This window comes from Streptomyces avidinii (assembly GCF_014650695.1).
In the GTDB taxonomy this organism is placed as follows: domain Bacteria; phylum Actinomycetota; class Actinomycetes; order Streptomycetales; family Streptomycetaceae; genus Streptomyces; species Streptomyces avidinii.
Map to the genome: position 1 here is coordinate 524,942 of NZ_BMVL01000003.1, position 21,396 is coordinate 546,337.

General features: G+C 72.2%; 26 protein-coding genes. 15 read left to right on the forward strand and 11 right to left on the reverse strand.

From position 1 onward, the window contains the following. Positions 1 to 52: 52 nt before the first annotated feature. The 4 genes from IE257_RS10455 to IE257_RS10470 form a co-directional block, all read right to left on the reverse strand. On the reverse strand, positions 53 to 889 hold the full coding sequence (locus IE257_RS10455; RefSeq protein WP_189967039.1) for a class II glutamine amidotransferase: 837 nt from the start codon (positions 887 to 889) through the stop codon (positions 53 to 55). Between the two features lie 139 nt (positions 890 to 1,028). Continuing rightward, positions 1,029 to 1,541, reverse strand: coding sequence for a pyridoxamine 5'-phosphate oxidase family protein (locus tag IE257_RS10460; protein WP_189967041.1), 513 nt, complete (start codon positions 1,539 to 1,541; stop codon positions 1,029 to 1,031). Between the two features lie 148 nt (positions 1,542 to 1,689). Beyond that, positions 1,690 to 3,114 carry a glycoside hydrolase family 16 protein gene (locus tag IE257_RS10465; protein ID WP_189967043.1) on the reverse strand — a complete coding sequence of 475 codons (1,425 nt, stop codon included), beginning with the start codon at positions 3,112 to 3,114 and terminating at the stop codon, positions 1,690 to 1,692. Positions 3,115 to 3,479: 365 nt separating this feature from the next. Beyond that, positions 3,480 to 3,698: a hypothetical protein gene (locus IE257_RS10470; protein WP_189967045.1), complete on the reverse strand. Its 219-nt coding sequence runs from the start codon at positions 3,696 to 3,698 to the stop codon at positions 3,480 to 3,482. A gap of 221 nt (positions 3,699 to 3,919) precedes the next feature. Between IE257_RS10470 and IE257_RS10475 the strand changes: the two genes are divergently transcribed. Next, complete coding sequence (locus IE257_RS10475; RefSeq protein WP_189967048.1) at positions 3,920 to 4,129, forward strand: acyl-CoA carboxylase epsilon subunit; 210 nt, start codon at positions 3,920 to 3,922, stop codon at positions 4,127 to 4,129. A 50-nt stretch (positions 4,130 to 4,179) separates the two neighbouring features. On the opposite strand, the gene IE257_RS10480 is transcribed toward IE257_RS10475, so the two are convergent. Continuing rightward, positions 4,180 to 5,811, reverse strand: coding sequence for an FAD-dependent oxidoreductase (locus tag IE257_RS10480; protein ID WP_189967049.1), 1,632 nt, complete (start codon positions 5,809 to 5,811; stop codon positions 4,180 to 4,182). 275 nt (positions 5,812 to 6,086) lie between these two features. Here IE257_RS10480 and IE257_RS10485 point away from each other — a divergent pair, with 275 nt between their 5' ends. The 10 genes from IE257_RS10485 (at position 6,087) to IE257_RS10530 (ending at position 13,885) form a co-directional block, all read left to right on the forward strand. Beyond that, entirely contained in the window at positions 6,087 to 7,184 is a 1,098-nt protein-coding gene (locus tag IE257_RS10485) for a SchA/CurD-like domain-containing protein (RefSeq protein WP_189967052.1), read from the forward strand. A gap of 95 nt (positions 7,185 to 7,279) precedes the next feature. After that, positions 7,280 to 7,723 carry a cupin domain-containing protein gene (locus IE257_RS10490; RefSeq protein ID WP_189967054.1) on the forward strand — a complete coding sequence of 148 codons (444 nt, stop codon included), beginning with the start codon at positions 7,280 to 7,282 and terminating at the stop codon, positions 7,721 to 7,723. Continuing rightward, positions 7,720 to 8,991, forward strand: coding sequence for a beta-ketoacyl-[acyl-carrier-protein] synthase family protein (locus IE257_RS10495; RefSeq protein ID WP_189967056.1), 1,272 nt, complete (start codon positions 7,720 to 7,722; stop codon positions 8,989 to 8,991). The genes IE257_RS10490 and IE257_RS10495 overlap by 4 nt, the downstream gene beginning before the upstream one ends. Continuing rightward, positions 8,988 to 10,214: a beta-ketoacyl synthase N-terminal-like domain-containing protein gene (locus IE257_RS10500; RefSeq protein ID WP_189967058.1), complete on the forward strand. Its 1,227-nt coding sequence runs from the start codon at positions 8,988 to 8,990 to the stop codon at positions 10,212 to 10,214. Before IE257_RS10495 ends, IE257_RS10500 begins: the two co-directional genes overlap by 4 nt. 18 nt (positions 10,215 to 10,232) lie before the next feature. Continuing rightward, complete coding sequence (locus IE257_RS10505; protein ID WP_030725715.1) at positions 10,233 to 10,487, forward strand: acyl carrier protein; 255 nt, start codon at positions 10,233 to 10,235, stop codon at positions 10,485 to 10,487. Position 10,488: 1 nt separating this feature from the next. Further along, complete coding sequence (locus tag IE257_RS10510) at positions 10,489 to 10,968, forward strand: SRPBCC family protein (protein WP_189967060.1); 480 nt, start codon at positions 10,489 to 10,491, stop codon at positions 10,966 to 10,968. A 20-nt stretch (positions 10,969 to 10,988) separates the two neighbouring features. Next, positions 10,989 to 11,330, forward strand: coding sequence for a TcmI family type II polyketide cyclase (locus tag IE257_RS10515; RefSeq protein ID WP_189967062.1), 342 nt, complete (start codon positions 10,989 to 10,991; stop codon positions 11,328 to 11,330). A gap of 242 nt (positions 11,331 to 11,572) precedes the next feature. Further along, complete coding sequence (locus IE257_RS10520; protein WP_229920271.1) at positions 11,573 to 12,205, forward strand: NADPH-dependent FMN reductase; 633 nt, start codon at positions 11,573 to 11,575, stop codon at positions 12,203 to 12,205. A gap of 66 nt (positions 12,206 to 12,271) precedes the next feature. Next, the gene (locus IE257_RS10525; RefSeq protein WP_189967066.1) at positions 12,272 to 13,189 is read left to right on the forward strand and encodes a MurR/RpiR family transcriptional regulator; all 918 of its coding nucleotides are present in this window, start codon (positions 12,272 to 12,274) and stop codon (positions 13,187 to 13,189) included. 309 nt (positions 13,190 to 13,498) lie between these two features. Then, positions 13,499 to 13,885, forward strand: coding sequence for a hypothetical protein (locus tag IE257_RS10530; RefSeq protein WP_030384556.1), 387 nt, complete (start codon positions 13,499 to 13,501; stop codon positions 13,883 to 13,885). Between the two features lie 58 nt (positions 13,886 to 13,943). Here IE257_RS10530 and IE257_RS10535 read toward each other — a convergent pair whose 3' ends face one another. Then, positions 13,944 to 14,330: a toxin Doc gene (locus IE257_RS10535; protein ID WP_189967068.1), complete on the reverse strand. Its 387-nt coding sequence runs from the start codon at positions 14,328 to 14,330 to the stop codon at positions 13,944 to 13,946. A gap of 69 nt (positions 14,331 to 14,399) precedes the next feature. After that, a complete protein-coding gene (locus tag IE257_RS10540) occupies positions 14,400 to 15,257 on the reverse strand; it encodes a S1 family peptidase (RefSeq protein ID WP_189967069.1) in 858 nt (285 codons plus the stop codon). A 230-nt stretch (positions 15,258 to 15,487) separates the two neighbouring features. Between IE257_RS10540 and IE257_RS10545 the strand changes: the two genes are divergently transcribed. Both IE257_RS10545 and IE257_RS10550 read left to right on the forward strand, forming a co-directional pair. Beyond that, positions 15,488 to 15,994, forward strand: coding sequence for a hypothetical protein (locus tag IE257_RS10545; protein WP_189967071.1), 507 nt, complete (start codon positions 15,488 to 15,490; stop codon positions 15,992 to 15,994). 83 nt (positions 15,995 to 16,077) lie between these two features. After that, positions 16,078 to 16,329 carry a hypothetical protein gene (locus IE257_RS10550; protein WP_189967073.1) on the forward strand — a complete coding sequence of 84 codons (252 nt, stop codon included), beginning with the start codon at positions 16,078 to 16,080 and terminating at the stop codon, positions 16,327 to 16,329. A gap of 60 nt (positions 16,330 to 16,389) precedes the next feature. Here IE257_RS10550 and IE257_RS10555 read toward each other — a convergent pair whose 3' ends face one another. Next, positions 16,390 to 17,289, reverse strand: a complete 900-nt coding sequence (locus IE257_RS10555) for an oxidoreductase (RefSeq protein ID WP_189967075.1) — start codon at positions 17,287 to 17,289, stop codon at positions 16,390 to 16,392. Positions 17,290 to 17,359: 70 nt separating this feature from the next. Between IE257_RS10555 and IE257_RS10560 the strand changes: the two genes are divergently transcribed. Then, entirely contained in the window at positions 17,360 to 18,385 is a 1,026-nt protein-coding gene (locus tag IE257_RS10560; protein WP_229920272.1) for an ArsR/SmtB family transcription factor, read from the forward strand. Continuing rightward, entirely contained in the window at positions 18,382 to 18,900 is a 519-nt protein-coding gene (locus IE257_RS10565) for an SRPBCC family protein (protein WP_189967078.1), read from the forward strand. Before IE257_RS10560 ends, IE257_RS10565 begins: the two co-directional genes overlap by 4 nt. Here IE257_RS10565 and IE257_RS10570 read toward each other — a convergent pair. From IE257_RS10570 to IE257_RS10580, 3 genes are all read right to left on the reverse strand, one after another. After that, positions 18,881 to 19,156, reverse strand: a complete 276-nt coding sequence (locus tag IE257_RS10570) for an SHOCT domain-containing protein (RefSeq protein WP_189967080.1) — start codon at positions 19,154 to 19,156, stop codon at positions 18,881 to 18,883. The genes IE257_RS10565 and IE257_RS10570 overlap by 20 nt on opposite strands. Before the next feature lie 292 nt (positions 19,157 to 19,448). Then, positions 19,449 to 20,114 carry a response regulator gene (locus IE257_RS10575; protein ID WP_189967082.1) on the reverse strand — a complete coding sequence of 222 codons (666 nt, stop codon included), beginning with the start codon at positions 20,112 to 20,114 and terminating at the stop codon, positions 19,449 to 19,451. Beyond that, positions 20,111 to 21,334 (reverse strand): sensor histidine kinase, encoded by a 1,224-nt coding sequence (locus tag IE257_RS10580; protein ID WP_189967084.1) that lies wholly within the window; start codon positions 21,332 to 21,334, stop codon positions 20,111 to 20,113. The genes IE257_RS10575 and IE257_RS10580 overlap by 4 nt, the downstream gene beginning before the upstream one ends. Positions 21,335 to 21,396: the final 62 nt, after the last annotated feature.

Below are 21,396 nucleotides of genomic sequence, written 5' to 3' on the forward strand. Positions count from 1 at the left end.
AGCCGGAGCCGGGTCGGGCCCTGCCTTCGGCTCCCCCTTCGGCCCGCACGGGTCAGAGCTCGGGGAGGAAGGGCAGGTAGTCGGCGTCGGGACCGGAGGGGATCACGGCGTAGCTGCTCTCGGGGAGCTCGTTCCACACGCCGGGCAGGTCCCCGAGCGGCTCGGAGACCACGAGACGGGTCTCGTCCGAGACCTCCCTGAGATAGGGCAGCTCGGGATGGAGGTGGCGGACGGTCTCGGCCCTGCTGCTGTAGTACAGCGTCCGGGACTTTCCCTGGCTGGAGTAGCGGAAGGCCCAGACGCGCTCGCCGTCGCTCACCGCCACCGTCATCTGGAGCGGCTCCGGCACGCCGTGCTCCTTGCCGAGGCGCTCCACCAGGCCCGCCATCCTGGCCACCGCACCGGGGACGTCCTGGTCGAGGCCGAAGGTGACCGCCAGGTAGAACATCACCTCGGAGTCCGTGGACCCCTCGATGCACGGGAAGAGCGCCGGATCGACGGCCATGCAGAGGTCGCGCTGCAGCCGGTGGAACTCCGCGATCGCCCCGTTGTGCATCCACAGCCAGCGGCCGTGGCGGAACGGGTGGCAGTTGGACTGCTGGATCGCCGAACCCGTCGAGGCGCGGACATGTGCGAAGAACAGCGGCGAGCGGACGTGCGCGGCGAGTTCCTGCAGGTTACGGCTGTTCCACGCCGGGCCGACGTCCCGGAAGACCGCCGGTGTGCCGTCTCCGTCCGCGCTGTACCAGCCGATGCCGAACCCGTCGCCATTGGTCGGTTCCGCGCCCATCCGCGAGCGGAGGCTCTGGTTGATCAGCGAGTGCTCCGGGCGGTACAGCACGGTGTCGAGGAGCATGGGCGAACCCGAGTAGGCGAGCCACCGACACATGCGCACCATCCCCTTCGCGATCTGCTCCGAGCCTAACCCCACCGACGTCGCGGTTCCCGCGGGGCGGGCTGCCCCGTGGCGACCGGGGTGGCCGGGGCGGCCGTGGTCGCGGCCGTGGTCGCGGTCGCGGAGGCGGCGGTCAGGAGAAGAGCCAGCGCGTCTGGCTGTACCCGCCCTTGCCGAAGCCGAAGGCCGTGCTCGGGCGCACCGCGAAGACCACCGCCTCGCCCGCGTCGGGGTTCACGAACACACCGTCGCCGACGTCGAAATGCCACTCGGAGCCGTACTTCGCCTCCCAGGCGGCAGCGAGCCGGCGCAGCCGTTCGGGATCCCTGACCCGGTCCGCCCTGCCCTCGACGACCAGGTCGAACCCCTCGTGCAGGGTGTTGGTGCCGGTGGTGAGGACCACGTGCGCGTTACCGCGGAGGTTCTTGGCCTTGCGTTCCTCGGGCCCGGTGCAGAAGTGCAGCGCGCCGTCCGCCCAGACGCCGATGAGCGGGGTGACGTGCGGCCGCGCGTCGGGGCGAACGGTCGTCAGCCAGTACAGCTCCGCCGTGGCCAGCCGGCTGACGGCGTCCCGCCACGGCACGGCCGTCGCCTGCTCGTCGCTGTAGCGCGCGTCCAGCTCGGCGCGGGGTTCTTCGTCGGGCATCGCGTGTCCTCCTGCTGCGGCTTCCTGCTGCGGCCTCCCGCTGCGGTCGGTCCCCAGCCTGTCCCGCCCCGCCCGGGCCGTCCACCGGACGCGCGGCGTCGTCCACGCGGACGGGTGCGTGGACGACGCCGGGCCCGGGAGGGGGCGGTCAGTGACCGAAGTCGAACCAGTTGACGTTCACGAAGTCGGCGGGCTGGCCACTCGTGAAGGTCAGGTACACGTCATGCACGCCCGTGACCGCGGTGATGTTGGCCGGCACCGTGCGCCAGCTCTGCCAGCCACCGGTGGACGCGACCGAGAAGCTGCCGATCGGCGCCGAGGCCGGGTTGTCGAGCCGTACCTCGACCAGCCCGCTCACCCCGCCGGCCGCGCCACTGGCCACGCGCCCGTGGAACTGCCGGGCCGGGGCGGAACCGAAGTCGACCCCCCGGAACAGCGCCCAGTCGCCATTGCCGATCGCCGCGAGGTTCTGGCCGCCGCCGCTGTCCGCGGTGGTCTCCCTGGACACGCCCGACTGGCCGTCGTACGACTCGGCCTGGATCGCGGTGTAAGCGTCGCGGTGCCCGGGCGGGGTGGTCGGCGGCGTCGTGGGCGGAGTGGTGGGCGGGGTACTGCCGCCGGTGGAGCGCAGGACGGACACGTAGTCGACGACCATGGCGTGCCCCGGCTGGGTGCCCGCGTCGGGGCCGCCGCCGAAGGCGTCCGGGAAGCCGCCGCCCATGGCGACGTTCAGGATGATGAAGTAGCCGTGGTTCGTGGCGTTGGTCCAGGTCGTCGCGTCCACCTGATTGGCGCGCACCGTATGGAAGTTGAACTCGTCGACGTAGAAGCGCATCTCCTCGACCGCCGTCGACCGGTCCCACTCGACGGCGTACGTGTGGAAGCCCGCCTGGCAGGTAGCCCCGGGGCAGACGCGCTGACCGCCGATTCCGGAGGTCTCGTTGCAGGGGCCGCCCGGGGTCGTGCCGCAATGCAGGGTCGCCCAGACGTTGTTGAGGCCCTGGACGTTCTCCATGATGTCGATCTCGCCGATGCCCGGCCAGTTCCACCAGTTGCCCCGGTAGGGGGCGCCGAGCATCCAGAACGCCGGCCAGTAGCCCTTGGCGGCGGGGCCCGTCACGTTCGGCATCTGGATACGGGCCTCCGAGCGGAGCTTGCCGCCCGCCGGGGGCTCGAAGTCGGCCCGCCGCGTCTCGACGCGGCCCGAGGTCCAGTTGCCGGCGGCGTCCCGGCGCGGGGTGATGCGCAGGTTGCCCGCGCCGTCGAGGGAGACGTTGGAGGGGGCGGCGGTCATCGTCTCGATCTCGCCGGTGCCGAAGTTGGCGGGTCCGCCGGGGTAGGAAGTGCCGGTGGTGTACTGCCAGTCGGCGGTGTTCACCCCGGAGCCCGCGGGCCCGTCGAAGTCGTCCAGGAACACCCGGGACCAGCCGGTGGGCGGGGCGGGAGCCGCGGCGCTCGCGGGCAGGGCGACGGCGACGGCCGCGGCCGCTGTGGCGACCACGGCGATCGTGCTGAGCGCGGCTGCGACGGCCCGCCGGACCGTCGGTCGCTTCCTGCCGGATATCTCGTGCATGCGTGCCCTCTCTGAAGCGCGCCGAGGCGCGGTGCGGGGGGAAGGGTCAGCGGGTCGGCCGTCTTGAGAGCGCTCTCAGAACGGCGCCGCTGGACACTGTCCTCCGCGCGCTCACGGGCCGTCAAGAGATTGAACCGGCAAAGCACTTGCAGGGCGGGGGAGTTCAACCAGTGAACGCGAGGAGCCCTGGTCGACGGTGATGCCGCCGACCGGGGCCCGTACCGCGCCGCCCGCCGGTAGGTGCCCGTCGGTGCGTGGCCGCCGCCCGCACCCGCAGGTCGGTCCCCACCCGCCGGTCGGTCCCCCCCACCCGCCGGCGGCCGCAGCGGCACGGCGCTCACCCGTCCGGACCAATCCGCCGTACCTCACGGCGGCGGACCGATCACCTCTTCCGCTCCGGGCAGGTCGTGCACCGAGGCCGCCGTCCCGGTGAGCGGCAGCAGACCGGCCAGCGGGCACGGTACGGGCATCTCGTGGTCGACCTCCCACTGCCCGACCTTGTTCTTGCCCGCGTGGTCCATGGTGCAGACGGCGTACAGGTTTCCGGCGCAGCCCCGGCACAGCAGCGGCCGGTGACCGGTCATCACGGCCGGTCCGGCGTGCCGCCCGCGGCACGCTCTTGTAGCGTCGGTCGCGACAGGACTCCCGGTGATCCGACCGGAGTCCACCGGCCGGTTCGCGTCCGCGGAACACGTCCCGTCAGCGCGCCGAGCCACCCGTGTGCCGCCCGCGTCGGTGCCGAGCCGGTCCGCCCCTCGCGACGCGACCGGGCGCACGCGCAGCCCCCGTGAGAGAGGCCGTGCCGATGTCGAAGGATGTCCCGATAGCGAGCCTGCTGCGTGTGGAGCGGGGCGTCGCCGCCCCCGAGGAACTGGCCGCGATCGCGGTCGTCGTCGCGTGTTACGCCGGGCGGAGTCCCGCCGGCCGGGAAACGGCCGACGGGGCCGGGCGCGGCCGCCGGCGTACGGCACTGGCAGCCGCCGGCTGCTGGGCAGGTTGCTGGGCCTGCCGCTGAACCCCTTCCGCCGGCCGCACGCACGGCCGGCGAAAGCGGGAGCGAGGTGGTCACGCCCGGCGCAGCACCGTAGAGAGGACCTCGCGCAGCGTCGCCGGAGCGTCGGCCACCGCGCCCTCGGAACGCCAGGCCACGAACCCGTCCGGGCGTACGAGCACGGCGCCCTGGGCGCTCATCGCGTGGGCCTCCGTCCAGTCGGAGCGTCCGTCCTGGACGAGGTCCACATCCGGTCCGGCGCCGATCGTGTAGGCCTCCAGCCGCACCGGCAGCTGCTCGGCCACCTGCTTCGCGGCCGCCTTCCACGGCGTGCCCGCACCGCTGAGCAGCACGAACGAGCGCTCGTAGAGGTCCAGGGTGGAGATCCGCTCACCCGCCCTGACCACCCACATGTGCGGGGCCCGGGTCCCGGTGTCGCCGACCAGCCGGAGGTTCTCCGGGATGACGGGCCGTCCGGGATCCCCGCCGACGAGCGCGCCCGACGGGTAGCAGTAGCCCATGGCCGTGGTGAGGACCCCGCTGCCCGGCCCGCCGCCCATGGTGGGCGGCGGCGCGTACCCCGGGTGGCTGTGCTCCGCCGAACGGGCGGACGCCCGCTCACTGGTGGCTTTGGCCACCGGCAGCCGCTCGGCCTCGTAGGTGTCGAGCAGTTCGATGCCGGCCGAGCCGTCCAGTACCGCGGCGATCTTCCACGCCAGGTTGTGCGCGTCCTGGATGCCCGTGTTGGAGCCGAACGCCCCGGTGGGGGACATCTCGTGGGCCGCGTCGCCGGCCAGGAACACCCGTCCGGACGAATAGCGCAGTGCCACCCGTTCGGCCGCGTGCCAGGGGGCCTTGCCACCGATCTCCACGTCCAGGTCGGGTACGCCGATCGCGTCGCGGATCTGGTCCACGCACCGCTCGTCGGTGAAGTCCTCCAGGGTCTCGCCCTGCTCCGGGTGCCACGGCGCGTGGAAGACCCAGTGGGTCTTGTTGTCCACCGGCAGCAGCGCCCCGTCCGCACCGGGGCGCATCAGGTAGCAGACGATGAACCGCAGGTCACCCAGGACCTCGACGAGCTTCTCCGAGCGGAAGGTGACGCTCACGTTGTGGAACAGCTCGCCGTTGCCCGTCTGGGGGATCCTCAGCTGCTCCCGGACGGGAGAGCGCGGGCCGTCGGCGGCGATCAGGAAGTCGGCGCGCACGGTGATGTGCTCGCCCGTCTCCCGGTCCTTGACCACGGCGTTCACCCCCGTGGCGTCCTGGTCGAAGCTCATCAGCTCGGTGGCGAAGCGGACGTCGGCGCCCAGCTCGCGGCTCTGTTCGGCCAGTACCGGCTCGATGTTGTTCTGGCTGCACAGGCACCAGCCGGTCGGACTGAAGCGGGCCAGCGCCCCGGCCGGATCGATCGACTTGATCAGCCAGTTGTGGTCGCCGTCGGTCAGCGACCGCGCCTGCAGAATGCCCTGGGTTCCCTCCAGTACGGACGCCGCCCGGCGGATCGCGCGCTCCGCCCCTGCCGTGCGGAAAAGCTCCATCGTCCGGGCGTTGATGCCGCGGCCCCGCGGGTGCGCGGAGGTACCGGAGTGCTTCTCGACCAGCAGGTGCCTCACTCCGTGGCGGCTCAGGAAAAGCGAGGTGGACAGGCCCACGAGGGAGCCGCCCACGACGAGAACCGGTACGCGAACATCGGCGTTGTCTTCCATCAGCTGCGGGCTCCTGTTTTCTGTGTGGGGGAGTGGAGTCTTTATGCCCCCGATCCGGGATAAGGCCCAGTTGATTCGTCGGTTGTCACCCGCTTGATCCTGACATGTAGCGGTACGTCCCCACCCGGACGACGATGAGCGACAGCGGCTCCCCCTGAGACGCGCCGGCCTGCCGTTCCCCATCCAGGCGGCCGCCGGCCCGGGCGGACGCCACCGGTGACGGACGAGGGGTCCGTACGCGATGGATCTCCACCCCCTCATGAAGGAGTGAGTAGATGACAACCACCCTGTCCGAACGGGTGTCGCAGTCAGCCTTCGACGGCTCCATGCTCCGGGTCGTCCTGCTGATGGATCTCCACGAGGGGACCCAGCAGCAGTTCTTCGAGGCGTACGAACAGCTCCGCCACGACATCGCGTCGGTTCCGGGCCACATCAGCGATCAGCTGTGCCAGTCCTTCGAGAATCCCTCCCAATGGCTCATCACCAGCGAGTGGGAAAGCGCCCCGCAGTACCTCGCATGGGTCAACAGCGAGCACCATGCCGAGCAGGTGAAGCCGCTCGGCGCGTGCGCCCGCGCCATGCGGCCGCTCAAGTTCACCGTCCTGCGGGAGACCGGCCGCGGCTACGACCAGGCGGCCCGCCCGGCCTCGGCCCGGCTGCAGGACACCCCCCGGCTGGGTGCGGGCATCGTGCGCCACGCCCTCACCTTCACCGTCAAGCCGGGCAGCGAGAAGGACGTCGCGGCCATCCTTTCCAGCTACGCCTCCCCGGCCGCCCGGGTCGACGACCACACCCGGCTCTGCCGCACCTCGCTGTTCATGCACGGCAACCGGGTCGTGCGGACGGTGGAGGTCCAGGGCGACCTGATGGCCGCCCTGCGGCACGTCTCCGAGCAGCCCGAGGTTCGTGCTGTGGAGGAGGCCATCAACCCCTACCTCGAGAAGGACCGGAACCTCAACGATCCGGAGTCCGCCCGCATGTTCTTCATGCGCGCCGCACTCCCGGCGGTCCACCACATCGCCGCCCCCGAGCCCGAGACTGCCGAGGTGCAGCGGCACGCGCTCTTCTACCCGGCCAAGCCCGGCTGCGGCGCGGCACTGGCCAAGTTCCTGGCCCGGCAGGACGAGGCGGCCGCGCGCCACCCGGCCAGCCCCGTTCGGAGCAGCAGCATCTTCCAGCGCGACGACATCGTCGTCCGCCTCATCGACGTCCGCGGCCCGCTCGACGCCGAGCCCGAGACCACCTTCGGTATCTCGGGACCGCGCAAGGCGGCGGTGCTCGAACGCCTGACGGTCCGGGCCGGCAAGCGGGCCCGCCCGGCGGACCACACGATGAAGCTGATCACCGACCGGCGGGCAGCCGCGGAGTCCTGAACCTCCCCGGTCCGGCCGCCCGGCCCCCAGTGCCACCCGCCCCCCATCCACCTCATCCGCAGCCAGGCTCTCCCCACACGCAGGAGGAACCCGCCATGACCAAACAGCCCCCACGCATCGTGGACCTCACCGAGACGCCCCCCAACCGCCGCCGCGGCGGTGACCTGCGGGCGGTGCTCACCCCGACCTCCGTGGGTTCCACCAGTGGGTTCATGGGCCTGGCGATCATGGCCCCCGGGGAGTCGATCGCCGAGCACTACCACCCGTACTCCGAGGAGTTCGTGTACGTGGTCAGCGGCCGCCTGGAGGTCGACCTCGACGGCGAGGCCCACCCGCTGCGCACCGACCAGGGCCTGCTGGTCCCGCTGAACGTGCGCCACCGGTTCCGCAACGTCGGAGACACCGAGGCCCGCATGGTCTTCCACCTCGGGCCGCTGGCCCCGCGGCCCGAGCTCGGGCACGTGGACACCGAACAGGCTCCGCACCCGGAGGGCACCGCGTGGGAGCAGCCCCCGGACCGCACGGGAGCGGTCTCGTGACCCCCCGGCGGGTGGCCGTCACCGGAGTCGGTGTCGTCGCACCCGGCGGGATCGGGGTCCGTGACTTCTGGGACCTGCTCTCCAACGGCCGTACGGCGACGCGTGGCATCACCCTCTTCGACCCGACCGGGTTCCGCTCCCGGATAGCCGCCGAGGTCGACTTCGACCCGGCCGCGCACGGCCTCGAACCGGGCGAGGCGGACCGGGCGGACCGCTACATCCAGTTCGCCCTGGTCGCCGCCCGGGAGGCGGTGAAGGACGCGGGACTCGACCTCACCACGGACGAGGCCTGGCGGACCGGAGTCTCCCTCGGCACCGCCGTCGGCGGCACCACCCGTCTGGAGCACGACTACGTCGCCGTGAGCCAGTCCGGCTCCTGGTGGGACGTGGACCACAAGCGGGCCGGCCCGTTCCTGCACCGGGCGTTCACCCCCGCCACCCTCGCCTCCGCCGTCGCGGAGCAGACCGGTGCGCGGGGCCCGGTGCAGACGGTCTCCACCGGCTGCACGTCGGGACTCGACGCCATCGGGTACGCCGTCCACTCCATCGCGGAGGGCCGGATGGACGTGTGCATCGCCGGCGCGTCCGACTCACCCATATCGCCGATCACGGTGGCCTGCTTCGACGCCATCAAGGCGACCTCGCCGAACAACGACGACCCGGCCCACGCCTCCCGGCCGTTCGACGCCGACCGGGACGGGTTCGTCCTCGGCGAGGGCGGCGCCGTCCTCGTACTCGAAGAGCTGGAACACGCCCGCGCCCGCGGTGCGACCGTCTACTGCGAGATCGGCGGCTACGCCACCTTCGGCAACGCCCACCACATGACCGGGCTGACCGCCGAGGGCCTGGAGATGGCCCGGGCCATCGAAACCGCCCTCGCCCAGGCCGGCGTCGCCGCCGACGAGATCGACTACGTCAACGCGCACGGCTCCGGCACCAAGCAGAACGACCGCCACGAGACCGCGGCGGTCAAGCGGGTCCTGGGCGACCACGCCTACAAGACGCCGATGACCTCCATCAAATCCATGGTGGGGCACTCCCTCGGCGCGATCGGCGCGATCGAACTCGCGGCCTGCGTACTCGCCATGACCCATCAGGTGGTACCGCCGACGGCGAACTACGAGACGCCCGACCCCGAGTGCGACCTGGACTACGTACCCCGCGTCGCCCGCGCCCGGAAGCTGAGCAGCGTCCTGTCGGTGGGCAGCGGATTCGGTGGCTTCCAGTCCGCCGTGGTCATGACCCGGCCGAAGGAGATGGTCTCGTGACCAGCCGTACGGTCATCACGGGCATCGGGGTCGTCGCGCCGAACGGCGTGGGCGCCGACGCCTTCTGGAAGGCGACCCAGTCCGGTCTCAGCGTGCTGGACCGGGTCACCAGGGCGGGCTGCGAGCACCTGCCGCTGCGCGTCGCGGGCGAGGTCCGGGGCTTCGACCCCGGCGCCATGGTCGAGGACCGCTTCCTCGTCCAGACCGACCGCTTCACCCACCACGCCCTCGCCGCGGCGGACCTCGCCCTGGAGGACGCCCGGCTCGGCCGGGCCGACTACGAGGGCGACCCCTTCTCCGTGGGCGTCGTCACCGCCGCCGGATCCGGCGGCGGTGAGTTCGGGCAGCGCGAGCTGCAGCACCTCTGGGAGCAGGGGCCGCGCTTCGTGGGCCCGTACCAGTCGATCGCCTGGTTCTACGCCGCGAGCACCGGCCAGATCTCCATCCGGCGCGGGCTGAAGGGCCCGTGCGGGGTCGTGGCCAGCGACGAGGCGGGCGGACTGGACGCCTTCGCGCACGCCGCCCGGGCGATCCGCCAGGGCAGCCGGGCCATGCTCGTCGGGGCGACGGAGGCACCGCTGGCGCCGTACTCCATCGTCTGCCAGCTGGAGTACGAGGGGCTGAGCACCGGGGAGGACCCGGAGCGGGCCTACCGGCCGTTCACCGACAAGGCCTGCGGGTTCGTCCCCGCCGAGGGCGGCGCGATGTTCGTCGTCGAGGACGAGGACGAGGCCCGCCGCCGCGGCGCCACCGTACGGGCCGTCCTGGCCGGCCACGCAGCGACCTTCACCGGCACCCGGCGACGGGACGTGTCCGGCGAGGGGCTGGCCCACGCCATCCGGGGCGCCCTCCGGGAGGCCGACTGCGCTCCCGAGGAGATCGACGTCGTCTTCGCCGACGCCATCGGGACCCCGGAGGCCGATGCCGCCGAGGCGGCGGCCATCGCCGACGCCCTCGGCGCGTACGGGCGGAAGGTGCCGGTCACGGCGCCCAAGTCCGGTACCGGCAGGGCCTACTGCGCGGCTCCCGCGCTGGACACGGCGGCCGCGGTCCTGGCCCTGGAGCACGGCGTCGTCCCGCCGACCCCGAACGTCTACGACGTGTGCCACGACCTCGACGTGGTGACGGGCAGCGCCCGCGCCGCGGAGCTGCGCACCGCGCTGGTGCTGAGCCGGGGCCGGATGGGGTCGAACGCCGCGCTCGTCGTCCGCAAGGGCGCGTAGCAAGAAGGGAGAACAGGGATGTCCGACCGGCTGACCCTGGAGGAACTGGCCGCCCTGATGAAGAAGGCCGGTATCACCGTCGACCCCACCGAGCTGGCGAGTCGTCCGCATTCCGCCTTCGACGAGTACGGCCTCGATTCGCTGGGCCTGCTCGGGATCGTCGGCGAACTGGAGAACCGGCGCGGGCGGGCCCTGCCCACCCACGCCGACCGCTGCAAGACCCCCGGGGAATTCCTCGACCTCGTCAACCACAGTCTGATGACCGGAGCCTGAGATGCCTGGACACACCGAGAACGAGATCACCGTCAACGCGCCCGTGGACGTCGTATGGGAGATGACCAACGACCTCCCGAGCTGGCCGCACCTGTTCAGCGAGTACGCCTCCCTGGAGATCCTCGAGGAGAAGGGCGACACCACCCGCTTCCGCCTGACCATGCACCCCGACGAGAACGGCAAGGTGTGGAGCTGGGTCTCGGAGCGGACCGTCGACCGCAAGGGCCTCACCGTCCGTGCCCGGCGGGTGGAGACCGGCCCGTTCGCGCACATGGACATCCACTGGCAGTACTTCAAGGTGCCGGGCGGCACCCGGATGAAGTGGACCCAGGACTTCGCGATGAAGCCCGACGCCCCGGTGGACGACGCGTGGATGACCGACAACATCAACCGCAACTCGCCGATCCAGATGGCGCTCATCCGGGACAAGATCGAGAAGCGCCAGCGCGAGGGCCACGCCCCCGCCGTCAGCCGAGTCTGAGACGAAAGGCAGGCACCGGGATGAACCAGCCGCACCGCGCCCTCATCGTCGCCCGGATGGCACCGGGATCGGCACCGGACATCGCCGACCTCTTCGCGGGCTCCGACGCGGGTGAACTCCCGCACCTGGTAGGGGTCACGCGCCGCAGCCTGTTCCAGTTCGGCGACGTCTACCTGCACCTGATCGAGTCGGACCGGCCGCCCGGCCCGGCCATCGCGAAGGTCACCGAGCACCCCGAGTTCCGGGACCTCAGCGACCGGCTGACCGCCTACATCAGTCCGCACAACCCGGACACGTGGCGCAGTCCGAAGGACGCCATGGCCCACGAGTTCTACCGCTGGGAGAACCCCGACGCGAAGTGACCCGCGGCCCGGACGGGACCCGCACACCGGAGTGTGCGGGTCCCGCCGCGCGTGGCCGGTCCGGAAGCCCGGCTGCGGCGGATGCGTGCCGCCGGTCCGGAGCCGGCCGGGCGGTGGCCCACCGAGCGAAGCCTTGCCGAGTGGAGCAGAGAGCAGGAGGAGACGGAATGAACCCGACCGACCGCGACCACTTCCCGGCGGATCCGGCCCGTCCGCACGACGGCGCCGCAGCCCGCGAGTCCCTGCACGTCCTCGTCCTGTCCGGATCCTTGCGCACCGGGTCCGTCAACACCCGCCTCGGCTCCCTGGTCGCGGCACTGGTGACCCGGGCCGGCGCCACCGCCGAGGCCGCCACGCTCGGCGACTTCCCGATGCCGCCGTACGACGGTGACGCGGAGGCCGACGAGGGACTGCCGCCGGGGGCACTCGCCCTGTGCGAGCGGATCGCGGCCGCGCAGGCGCTGATCATCGCCTCGCCCGAGTACAACGCCTCCGTCCCCGGAGTCCTGAAGAACGCCATCGACTGGGTCTCCCGCTACCGTCCGCAGCCCTTCAAGGACAAGCAGACGCTGCTGGTCTCGGCCTCGCCCTCGATGGTCGGCGGCAACCGCGGACTGTGGGCCCTGCGCATCCCGCTGGAGCACCTCGGCGCGCGCGTCTACCCCGACATGTTCAGCCTGGCGGGCGCGCACCAGGCATTCACGGGCGACGGCGCCCTCACCGACCCGGGCCTCGGCGAGCGACTCACCACGACGATCGGCTCCTTCCTCGACCTCGCCGAGGCCGACACCCGCTACCTGTGCCTGCAGCGCCGCTGGTACGAGTTCCTCGGCGACCGCACCGACGCACCGGTCACCTCCCGCGCCCAGGACTGATCATCATCGGCCACAAGGGGTGAGCTATGTTTGAGCGCGAGTGACATGAGTTAGGGAGGCCCTCGAGTGTCATCGGGGCAGCAGGCACGCGCACAAGCGGCTGCGATCACACCAGGGGGTCAGTCGTCCGAGGAGGTTCGCCCCCCGGCCGACCGGCTCCTCGCGCTCTTCGACGGCCGCCGGCTTTCCCCCGGCCAGCGCCGCATCGCCCAGTACCTGATCGACCACCTCACCGAGGCGGCGTTCCTCTCGATCACCGAGCTCGCCGAGCGGGTGGGCGTGAGCCAGCCCTCCGTGACCCGCTTCGCCGCGTCCCTCGGCTTCAGCGGCTACCCCGCCCTGCGCGACGTGCTGCAGCCGATCGCGCTCAGCGCGGTCGCCGGCGCCCCGGACACCCGCGAGCAGATCCGCCGCAATGAGCTGCAGGAAGCCGTCGACGCCGAGATCGAGAACCTGGAGAACGTCCGCAGGCTGCTCGCCGACACCGACCAGGTGCTGAACATCGGCCGCGAGCTGGCGGCCTCGGTGCCGCTGACCGTTCTGGGCCTGCGCATCTCGGTCTCCCTCGCGGAGTACTTCGCGTACGCGGCCCGGCGCATCCACCCCGACGTACGCCTGGTGACGCGCGGCGGCAGCGTCGCCTTCGACGCGCTGCTCCAGTCCCGGGCGGCCGGCGGGACCTGGGTGCTGGCCTTCGCCATGCCGCGGCACGCGAAGGAGACGCTGGCCGCCATCCGTGCCGCCCGCAGTACGGGGCTGCGCGTGGTGCTGATCACGGACCCCACCCTGGGGCCGCTGGTGGACGAGGCGGACGTGGCGCTGACGGCGGGGACGGGGTCCCGGCTGGTTTTCGATTCGTACGCGGCGCCCGGGATGCTGTCCGCGGCCCTGCTGCAGGCCATGGCCGATGCGGATCCGGAGCGGACCCAGGCACGTCTGGAGGGCTACGAGCACGTGGCCGATCAGCACGGCTTCTTCCTTTAGCCCCTTCCGATCTGGTTCACCAGGCGATATTCAGCCCTCGAAGTGCATGAAATTTTTCATACGCTTGCCTACTCGACGGTATATATGTTTACTGGCGACGGCGCTCCGGATCCACCAGATGCCAAGGGGGACCCCCAGTCCTCCCGAACACACGCGCGGCACGACGAACCTCCTCACGTCGCGACCGCGCGTCGGGTCCAGGCTTTGGATCCCGCAGAGCGCCCATGGCGGCCTCGGTCAACCCCTGGGCCGAGGCCGCCCCTCAGAACGTCTCGATCAGAGTTCGACACCCACTCGGAAGTGACGAGAATGCCTCAGACGGCCACGTTTACCCTCAGCCCCGACTGGCCCATGCAGGTCAAGGCGCCAGGGACGCACGACTGGGAGCGCACGGCCACCCGCTGGCTGCGGGACCTGCTCCCGGCCCGCTACGGCGGCTACCTGACGCTCACCCGTCACCACGCACTCCTGGCCCGGCACGTCCAGCTCCAGCTGCAGCACGAGATGCGCGCGGTGCGGGCGGCCCTCCAGACCAGCCGCGCCGAGTTGCCCATGATGGGCATCGCCGAGTCGGTCATCGAGAACTCCATCCGGATGTACGCGGTGGAGCTGGAGCAGCTGGGCCGGCTGGCCCGCGGTGCGCGCCTCGTGTCCGACGCCCTGCTCGTCGGCACCCCCGCCCAGCGCAGGCGCTGACCGGGAGCAGCGACCCCGTCCTCGGGTCGGGAGTCCTCGGTACGGGAGCGGGGGCTCGCTAGCGGGCGCTCTGCGTGGGCTGCCAGGAGCGCAGCCGGGCCGCCACCTCGAAGACGGTGGCACGCAGCGTGCGGATGTCGGTGATCAGGTCGCGCCACTGCTCGTAGGTGGCGTCCACGGCCTCGCCCGAGGCCTCGATGTACGCGACGGCCACCCCGTAGGCGAAGTACTCGTTCGAGTCGGGCAGCGGCCGGAGCAGTACGATGGCGTCGAGCAGCGCGGCCGCGCGCCAGTAGGCGTCCGGGTCGTCCACTTCCAGGCTCGGCGTGTTCACCCGGTGCCGGGCCACGGCGGCGACCAGGGCGGAGTGGTCGGCCACCGCCACGTCCTTGAACAGTGCCTCCTGCCGCTCCAGCAGCCAGCGGTGATCGATGTGCAGTTCCACGCGTCCGAGTATCCCCGCCCGAGGCCCGGCCGTGGGGCGTTTCGGGTCGGGCGGGGACGCCTCTCGGGGTTACGGCTTGGGCAGCGTGCAGCCGGGGCGGTTCAGATCGATCGTGTTGCCGGGGGCTATGCACGGGACGACGATGTACGTCTGCTGCGCGTAGTTGATGCCCTGGCGGACCGTCACGTTGCCGTTCTGGTCGACCTCGCACGGGTTGTTCACCGTGCAGCGGCCGCCGTCCTCGTTGCCCGTGTTGTTGACGGCGACGACCTTGCCGGTCGTCGTGTCGATCACCGGCGAACCGGAGGTGCCGCCGATGGTGTTGCAGGCCGAGGTGTAGCGGACCGAGTCCTTCCAGGTCCAGTCGCCCTCCTTGAGGCGGTAGGCGAAGCCGTCCACGGAGCAGCTGTAGGTGCGCTTCCAGTAGCCGGAGACCACCTTGATCGCCGAGCCCTGGGCCGGGCGGACGTCGCCCAGGGTGAGCGCGGTGATGCCGTACTGGCTCTGGATCTGCGCGTAGGTCCGCGTCAGCCGGTAGATCGAGATGTCGGTGTCGGTCATCGTCGCGTACGCGATCCTGCTGGCGCGGAGCGTCCCGACCTTCGATCCCGCGGCATTGAGCAGGGAGAACGAGCGGGTGGACGGGCGGTCCGCGATGACCTCTCCGGCTGCCGGGAAGCCCGACTCCAGGCAGTGCCCGTTCGACAGGACGAGCGCGAGGTCGCCGGGCTGGGACGCGGGCGCGCGGACGACGGAGCCGGAACAGTTGCTGAGTGCCACGGTGCCCGCGTAGGTGACCGCGACGGCGGTGGCGCCGGGAGCGGTCGCCGTGGGTGCGGAGGGCGCGGTGGGCGCGGCCACGGCGGGGGTGGCCGCCGCTCCCAGCAGGAGCAGGGAGAGTAACGCGCCGACGAGAGGTTTCTTCATGTGGGGGTTCCCCTCTGAATGACATGCGACCGGAGGTCCTCCGGTTGTCATGCGCATTGTTGGGAGCCCAGCTCCAAGTCGCAAGGGTGCATGGCCAGTTGGCGCCATGCCCGGGAGAGGGGTCCCGGGGCGGGCACAGGACTCCCGGATCCGACCTCCGCAAGGGTGTTCCGCCCCGGTGGCTTTGCCTCCTACGGTCGGTGCAGCACAGTTCGGGACCAGGAGGCAACGTGAAGCGCGAGATCGACATCGACCAGCTGGTGACGGCGATGAAGGCGGTCGACGAGGCGGGGCGGCTCTTCGAGGAGGCGCGCGCCGTGTACGAGGCGCGCGGCCTCAAGAGGATCAGCGACGACTTCAAGGTGGCAGGCGGCTCGGTCCAGACCCTCCAGGGAGCCGAGGAGATGGCCCTCGGAGCCCGCAAGTACCTCGCCGAACTGGCGACCGTCGCCGGCTACGCGGCCGCAGGCCTCCAGGAGCGCGCGGGAGAGAGACCCGAGACCGCCCGGGCCGGGTTCCCGGGCATCGCGGGCGGCGGCGCCCGGATGGCCCGCCCGCTGCTCGATCCGACCCTGGAGGGACTGCGGCTGCTGCTGGCCGTCGACTACTTCGAGCCCGCCTTCAAGGCGGCGATCGAGGACGTCGTGCGGGCGGAGAAGGCGACCTACCCCGACCCCGCCTCGTTCCGCATCCCCAAGCGGGCCGACCGCCCCGCCAAGGCCGCCCGTACGCCCTGAGGCCCGGGGGCGCGACGCGCCGAACGGGCCCGACCGGCGTCGCCCGGGGTGCCGGGCCGGTCCGAGGGGGCGAGGCTGGGGGTATGCATCATGCACCCGTCGTCGTGCACCGGATCTTCCCCTCGGGAGGCCGGCAGGTGACCCTGCGGACCTCGAACGGAGAGGAGTCGCTGGGCCTCGCCCGATCCGACGAGGACGTCATCGAGTTCCTGCGCAGAGCCGGCATGCCGGACCCCGACGACGTGGTCCTCGGTGGCACCGAGCTGCTGGTGGACTGGGAAGGGGACACCCCCCACGTGTACGAGGCCGATCTGCCGACCGAGGACCTTCCCTGACCGCCTGACCGCCTGACCGCCTGCGCGCGAGTGCCCGGGGCCGGGGGCCGACCGGGCCGGTCAGCCGTGGTGCAGGCCCTCCAGGACGGCCAGGTCCTTCTCGGACAGGCGCAGGGCGCCGGCGGCCACGTTCGCCTCCAGGTGCTCCGGATCGCCCGTGCCGGGAATGGCCAGCACGTGCGGCCCCCGCTGGAGCGTCCACGCCAGCCGTACCTGCGCCGGGCTCGCCCCGTGCTCCCGGGCGACGGCACGCACCTCCGCGCTCTCGGCACCGTCCGCGCCGCCCTCCCGCCGGGCGCCGGCGATGGAGTAGAAGGGCACGAACGCGACTCCCTGCTCGCCGCAGGCGCGCACGAAGGCGTCCTGCTCGGGCCGCACCCCGATTCCGTACATGTTCTGCACGCAGACCACCGGTGCGATGGCGCGGGCCTCGGCGAGGTGCTCGGGGGTGACGTTGGAGATGCCCAGGTGGCGGATGAGTCCGGCTTCGCGGAGCTCGGCCAGCGCGCCGAACCGCTCGGCGATGGAATCGGTTCCGACGATGCGCAGGTTCACCACGTCGAGGTGGTCCCGGCCGAGCTGGCGCAGGTTCTCCTCGACCTGGCCGCGCAGTTGCCCGGGGGTGGCGTGGCTCCACACCCCGGACGGGTCGCGGCCCGGTCCGACCTTCGTGGTGATCACGAGGTCCTCAGGGTAGGGGCGGAGCGCCGCGTTGACCAGTTCGTTGGCGGAGCGCAGCGGCGAGAAGTAGAAGGCCGCGGTGTCGATGTGGTTCACCCCGAGCTCGATCGCCCGGCGCAGTACGCCGATCGCCCGGTCGCGGTCCCTCGGTACGGCGTCGTCCGCGAACGCCGCACCGGTCTGGGGCAGGCGCATCGTGCCGAAGCCGATCCGGTTGATCTTCAGGTCGCCGAGGTTCCAAGTGCCCGCCGCTGCCGCGGACATCGTCTGTGAGGTCATGCCCGGATGATCCCCACCGGATAGGCTGCCAGGCCATTGATTAAGGCATGACTGAATCCTCGGGGTGGCTGTGCTGGCGGAGCTGGCGTTTTCCGTGACCGACCTGGCGCAGATGCGTTTCGCCGTCGCCCCGATGTGGGAGGTCGGGCCCAGCTACCGGCTACTGGCCTCCGGCTCCACGCCCCTCGTGCACCGGCCCTGGGTCGAGCAGGTGCGGCCACGGCTGACGGCGGCCGGCCTCGACCGGGGCTGGCTCGCCGAGCTGATCCCGCCCTCGGGGTACGTACCCGATTTCCTCAACCCGGCGCCCGCCGGGCCGGCTCCCTCCCTGGCCGAGGAACTGGCCGGCATCCGCGCCACGCCCGCCGCCCGGATCCGCCAGGACCTCGACCGTCTGGGGCAGGAGCAGGGAGGGCTGGGACCGCGCGCACGCACCCTGTACGCCGAGCCGCAGGCACGCCTGGTCAGGGTCACCGAAGAGATCGAGACCTACTGGGAGTTGGCCCTGGCCCCCTACTGGGCAAGGATCCGCGCCGTACTCGACGCCGACGTCTTCCACCGGGCCCGGCAGGCCGCCGAGCACGGCGCGGGTCGTCTCTTCAACGACCTCCACCCCTCGGTGAGCTGGGGCGACAGCGCGCTCCGGCTCGCCCACCGGCACCGCCCCCTGTCCCGCGGGACAGCGGGCTCCGGGCTGCTGCTGATCCCCTCGGTCTTCGCCTGGCCCGTCCCGTTCACCCGCGTGACACCCCCGGAGCCGCCGCAGCTCGCCTACCCCGCGCGCGGCACCGGCTCGCTGTGGGAGCCGCGGTCCGGCGCCCGGGCCGAGGCCCTGGCCGCCGTACTCGGCCGCTCCCGGACCCGGCTGCTCACCGAGCTGGAAACCCCGGCCTCCACCACCGAACTGGCCCGGCGTACGGGGCTCTCCGCCCCCGGTGTGTCCCAGTACCTCACCGCCCTGCGCGAGGCCGGCCTGGTCACCGCCCACCGGGCCGGCCGCTCCGTTCTCTACGCCCGCACCTCCGTCGCCGAGTCCCTTCTCGTTGCCTACACTCCCGGCGTGGAGCGGGGACGATCACAGGGAGGGGAACCATGAGCGAGCGAGCGTGGAGTCTGGAGGAGCACATCGTGGTGGACGCCGCTCCGGCGGAGGTCCACCGGATGGTGTCCGACCTGCGGAACATGGGGCGTTGGAGCCCGGAATGCCGCCGTGTGTGGGTGCCCCGGCCGCCGGCCCGCCCCGGCAGTCGGTTCGTCGGGCTCAACCGGAGAGGATCGTTCGTCTGGTTCACGACGGGCCGGATCAAGTCCCTGAGGGCACCGGAGCAGGCGCCGGACGGCTCCGGTGAGTTCACCTTCGACATCGGCATCCTCGGTCTGCCGATCGCGCGCTGGGGCTACCGGTTCGAGCCGGAGGGCGAGCGCACGCGCGTCACGGAGACCTGGCAGGACCTGCGTACCGGGCGCGGCTCCCGCCTGACCGTGCTGCTCGGCACGGTGTTCGCCGGAACCGGCTCGGACCGGCGCATCGCGGTCAACCGCGCCGGGATGCGCACGACCCTGGACCGGCTGGCGGCCGGCATCGGCGCGGTCACGGAGCCCCGTCCTTGAGGGACCGGCCGAACTGCTCGTCCAGTACGGACAGCCGCCGCCAGTACTCGTCCTCGTCGATCTCCCCGGCGGCGAAACGCCGCCCGAGGATCGCGATCGGCGACCGCTCACCATGGGTGACCGCCCCGCGGCGACCGCGCCAGACGGTACGGCGCAGCACGGTGACGACACCGATGACGACCGCCGCCCAGATCAGCGGAAGGAAAAGGATCCACGGGCCGGGCCCGTCGAATGCGAGGGTGGTGAAGGTGTCCATCGCGGTTCATCTCCTTGGAAGCGCGGACTTTTCGTCTCACCCCGAGCCTCCTCCGCAGGGCCTCGCACGTCGTCGTACGCCCGGCGGCCCTCGGCGTACGCCCGCGGGAGTAGCGGCGGACCGGGGCGTCGGGGTGTCAGGGGTGTCAGGGAGGGGTGTCGTGGGCCGGAGTCCGGTGATCTACACGTCCGTCGACGGCGGTGAGGCGCTGGTGCCGTCATCGTCGAACTGACCGGTGAGGTCGTCGAGGCCGTCCTCACCGGGCCCCGTCCGCCGTCGGGCGCGGCACCCCTCAGCTCAGCCAACCGGGGCGGACCAGGCCGGATTCGTAGGCCAGGACGACCAACTGGGCGCGGTCGCGGGCCCCGAGTTTGACCATGGTTCGGCTGACGTGCGTTTTGGCGGTGAGGGGGCTGACGACCAGGCGGCGGGCGATCTCCTCGTTGGACAGGCCCATGCCCACCAGCGCCATCACCTCCCGTTCCCGGTCGGTGAGCCGGCCCAGTCCGGCCGCCGCCGCGGGCTGCTTCGAGCGGGCTGCGAACTCGGCGATCAGGCGGCGGGTCACCCCCGGGGACAGCAGGGCGTCACCCGCGACCACCGCCCGCACCGCGCGCAGGAGTTCCTCCGGCTCGGTGTCCTTGACCAGGAAGCCGGAGGCACCCGAACGGATCGCCTCGAAGACGTACTCGTCGAGCTCGAAGGTGGTGAGCATGACCACCCGTACGTCGGCCAGTGCATCGTCCTCGCCGATCCGGCGGGTCGCGGTCAGCCCGTCCAGGACCGGCATGCGGATGTCCATGAGGACGACGTCGGGGCGGAGCTCGCGCACCAGACGTACCGCCTCCTCGCCGTCGGCGGCCTCGCCCACCACCCCGATGTCGGGCTGGGCGTCGAGCAGTGCCCGGAACCCGGCCCGGACGAGCAGTTGGTCGTCGGCGAGCACTACGCGGATCACAGGGTCTCCTTGAAGCCGTCGTGGCCGTCGAAGCCGTCGGTCCTCAGCGGGAGCCGCGCGACCACCCGGAAGCCGCCGTCCGGTCGCGGGCCCGCTTCGACGGTGCCGCCCAGGGCCGTCGCCCGCTCACGCATCCCGACGAGACCGTTGCCGCTGCCGTCCGACGCGCCGCCCGTGGCCGGACCGTCGTCATCCACCCGCAGCTCCAGGGCGTGCGGCTGCCAGGTGAGGCGGATCCGGGCGGTGCGCGAGCCGGAGTGGCGCATCACATTGGTCAGCGCCTCCTGCAGGATGCGGAAGGCGGCGAGGTCCACGCCGGGCGCCAGCGAGCGGGCCTCGCCCCCGGCCGAGACGGTCACGGTCAGCCCGGCCGCCGCCGCCTGTTCCACCAGCTCCGGGAGGCGGCCGAGACCGGGCGCGGGGGAGCGCGGTGCCTCGCCGGGGGAGCGCAGGGTGTCGAGCACCTGCCGGACCTCGCCCAGCGCCTCCTTGCTCGCGGCCTTGATGGTGGCGAGCGCCGTGCGGGCCTGCTCGGGGTCGGAGTCGAGCAGGGCCAGCCCGACCCCCGCCTGGACGTTGATCAGCGAGATGCTGTGGGCGAGGACGTCGTGCAGTTCACGCGCGATCCGCAGCCGCTCCTCGTCCACCCGGCGTCTCTCGGCCGCCGCCCGCCCGGCCCGCTCCCGGGCCCACTGCTCCCGGCGTACCCGGACCAGCTCCGCGACGGCGAGCACCGCGAGCACCCATGCGGTGATGCCCAGCTCCTGTGCCCACGGCGTCGGACCGTCCCCGGCGGGCGGGAGCCACCGGTAGAGCCAGTGCCCGATGAGCAGGTGCCCGGCCCAGAGCAGGCCGACGGCGCCCCACGCGGCCCGGCGGTGTCCGGCGACAACGGCGGCGAAGCAGGCCAGGGCCAGGCTGAGGAACACCGGGCCGTACGGATAGCCGGCACCCACATAGACCAGGGTGACGATGCTGACCCCGTACGCCACGGCCACCGGATAACGGTGCCGCACGACCAGCAGAGCGGGCCCGAGCAGCAGCAGGAGCCGGGCGAAGCCGTCCAGCGGCACCCGCCCGCTCTGGGCGTGCGCCGCCCACCCTGCGCCGATCTGCGCGAAGACGGCGACGAGCAGGGCCGAGCGCCAGGCCGGGCCCCGCCCGGTCCGCTCCACCCATCGCCGCCACGGGGGACCCGGGCGCTCGCGCAGCTCTTCCATACAGCCACGCTAGACCGCGTCCCCCGTCACCCGCGTCACCCCGGCGTAGCGTTTCAGGCGTA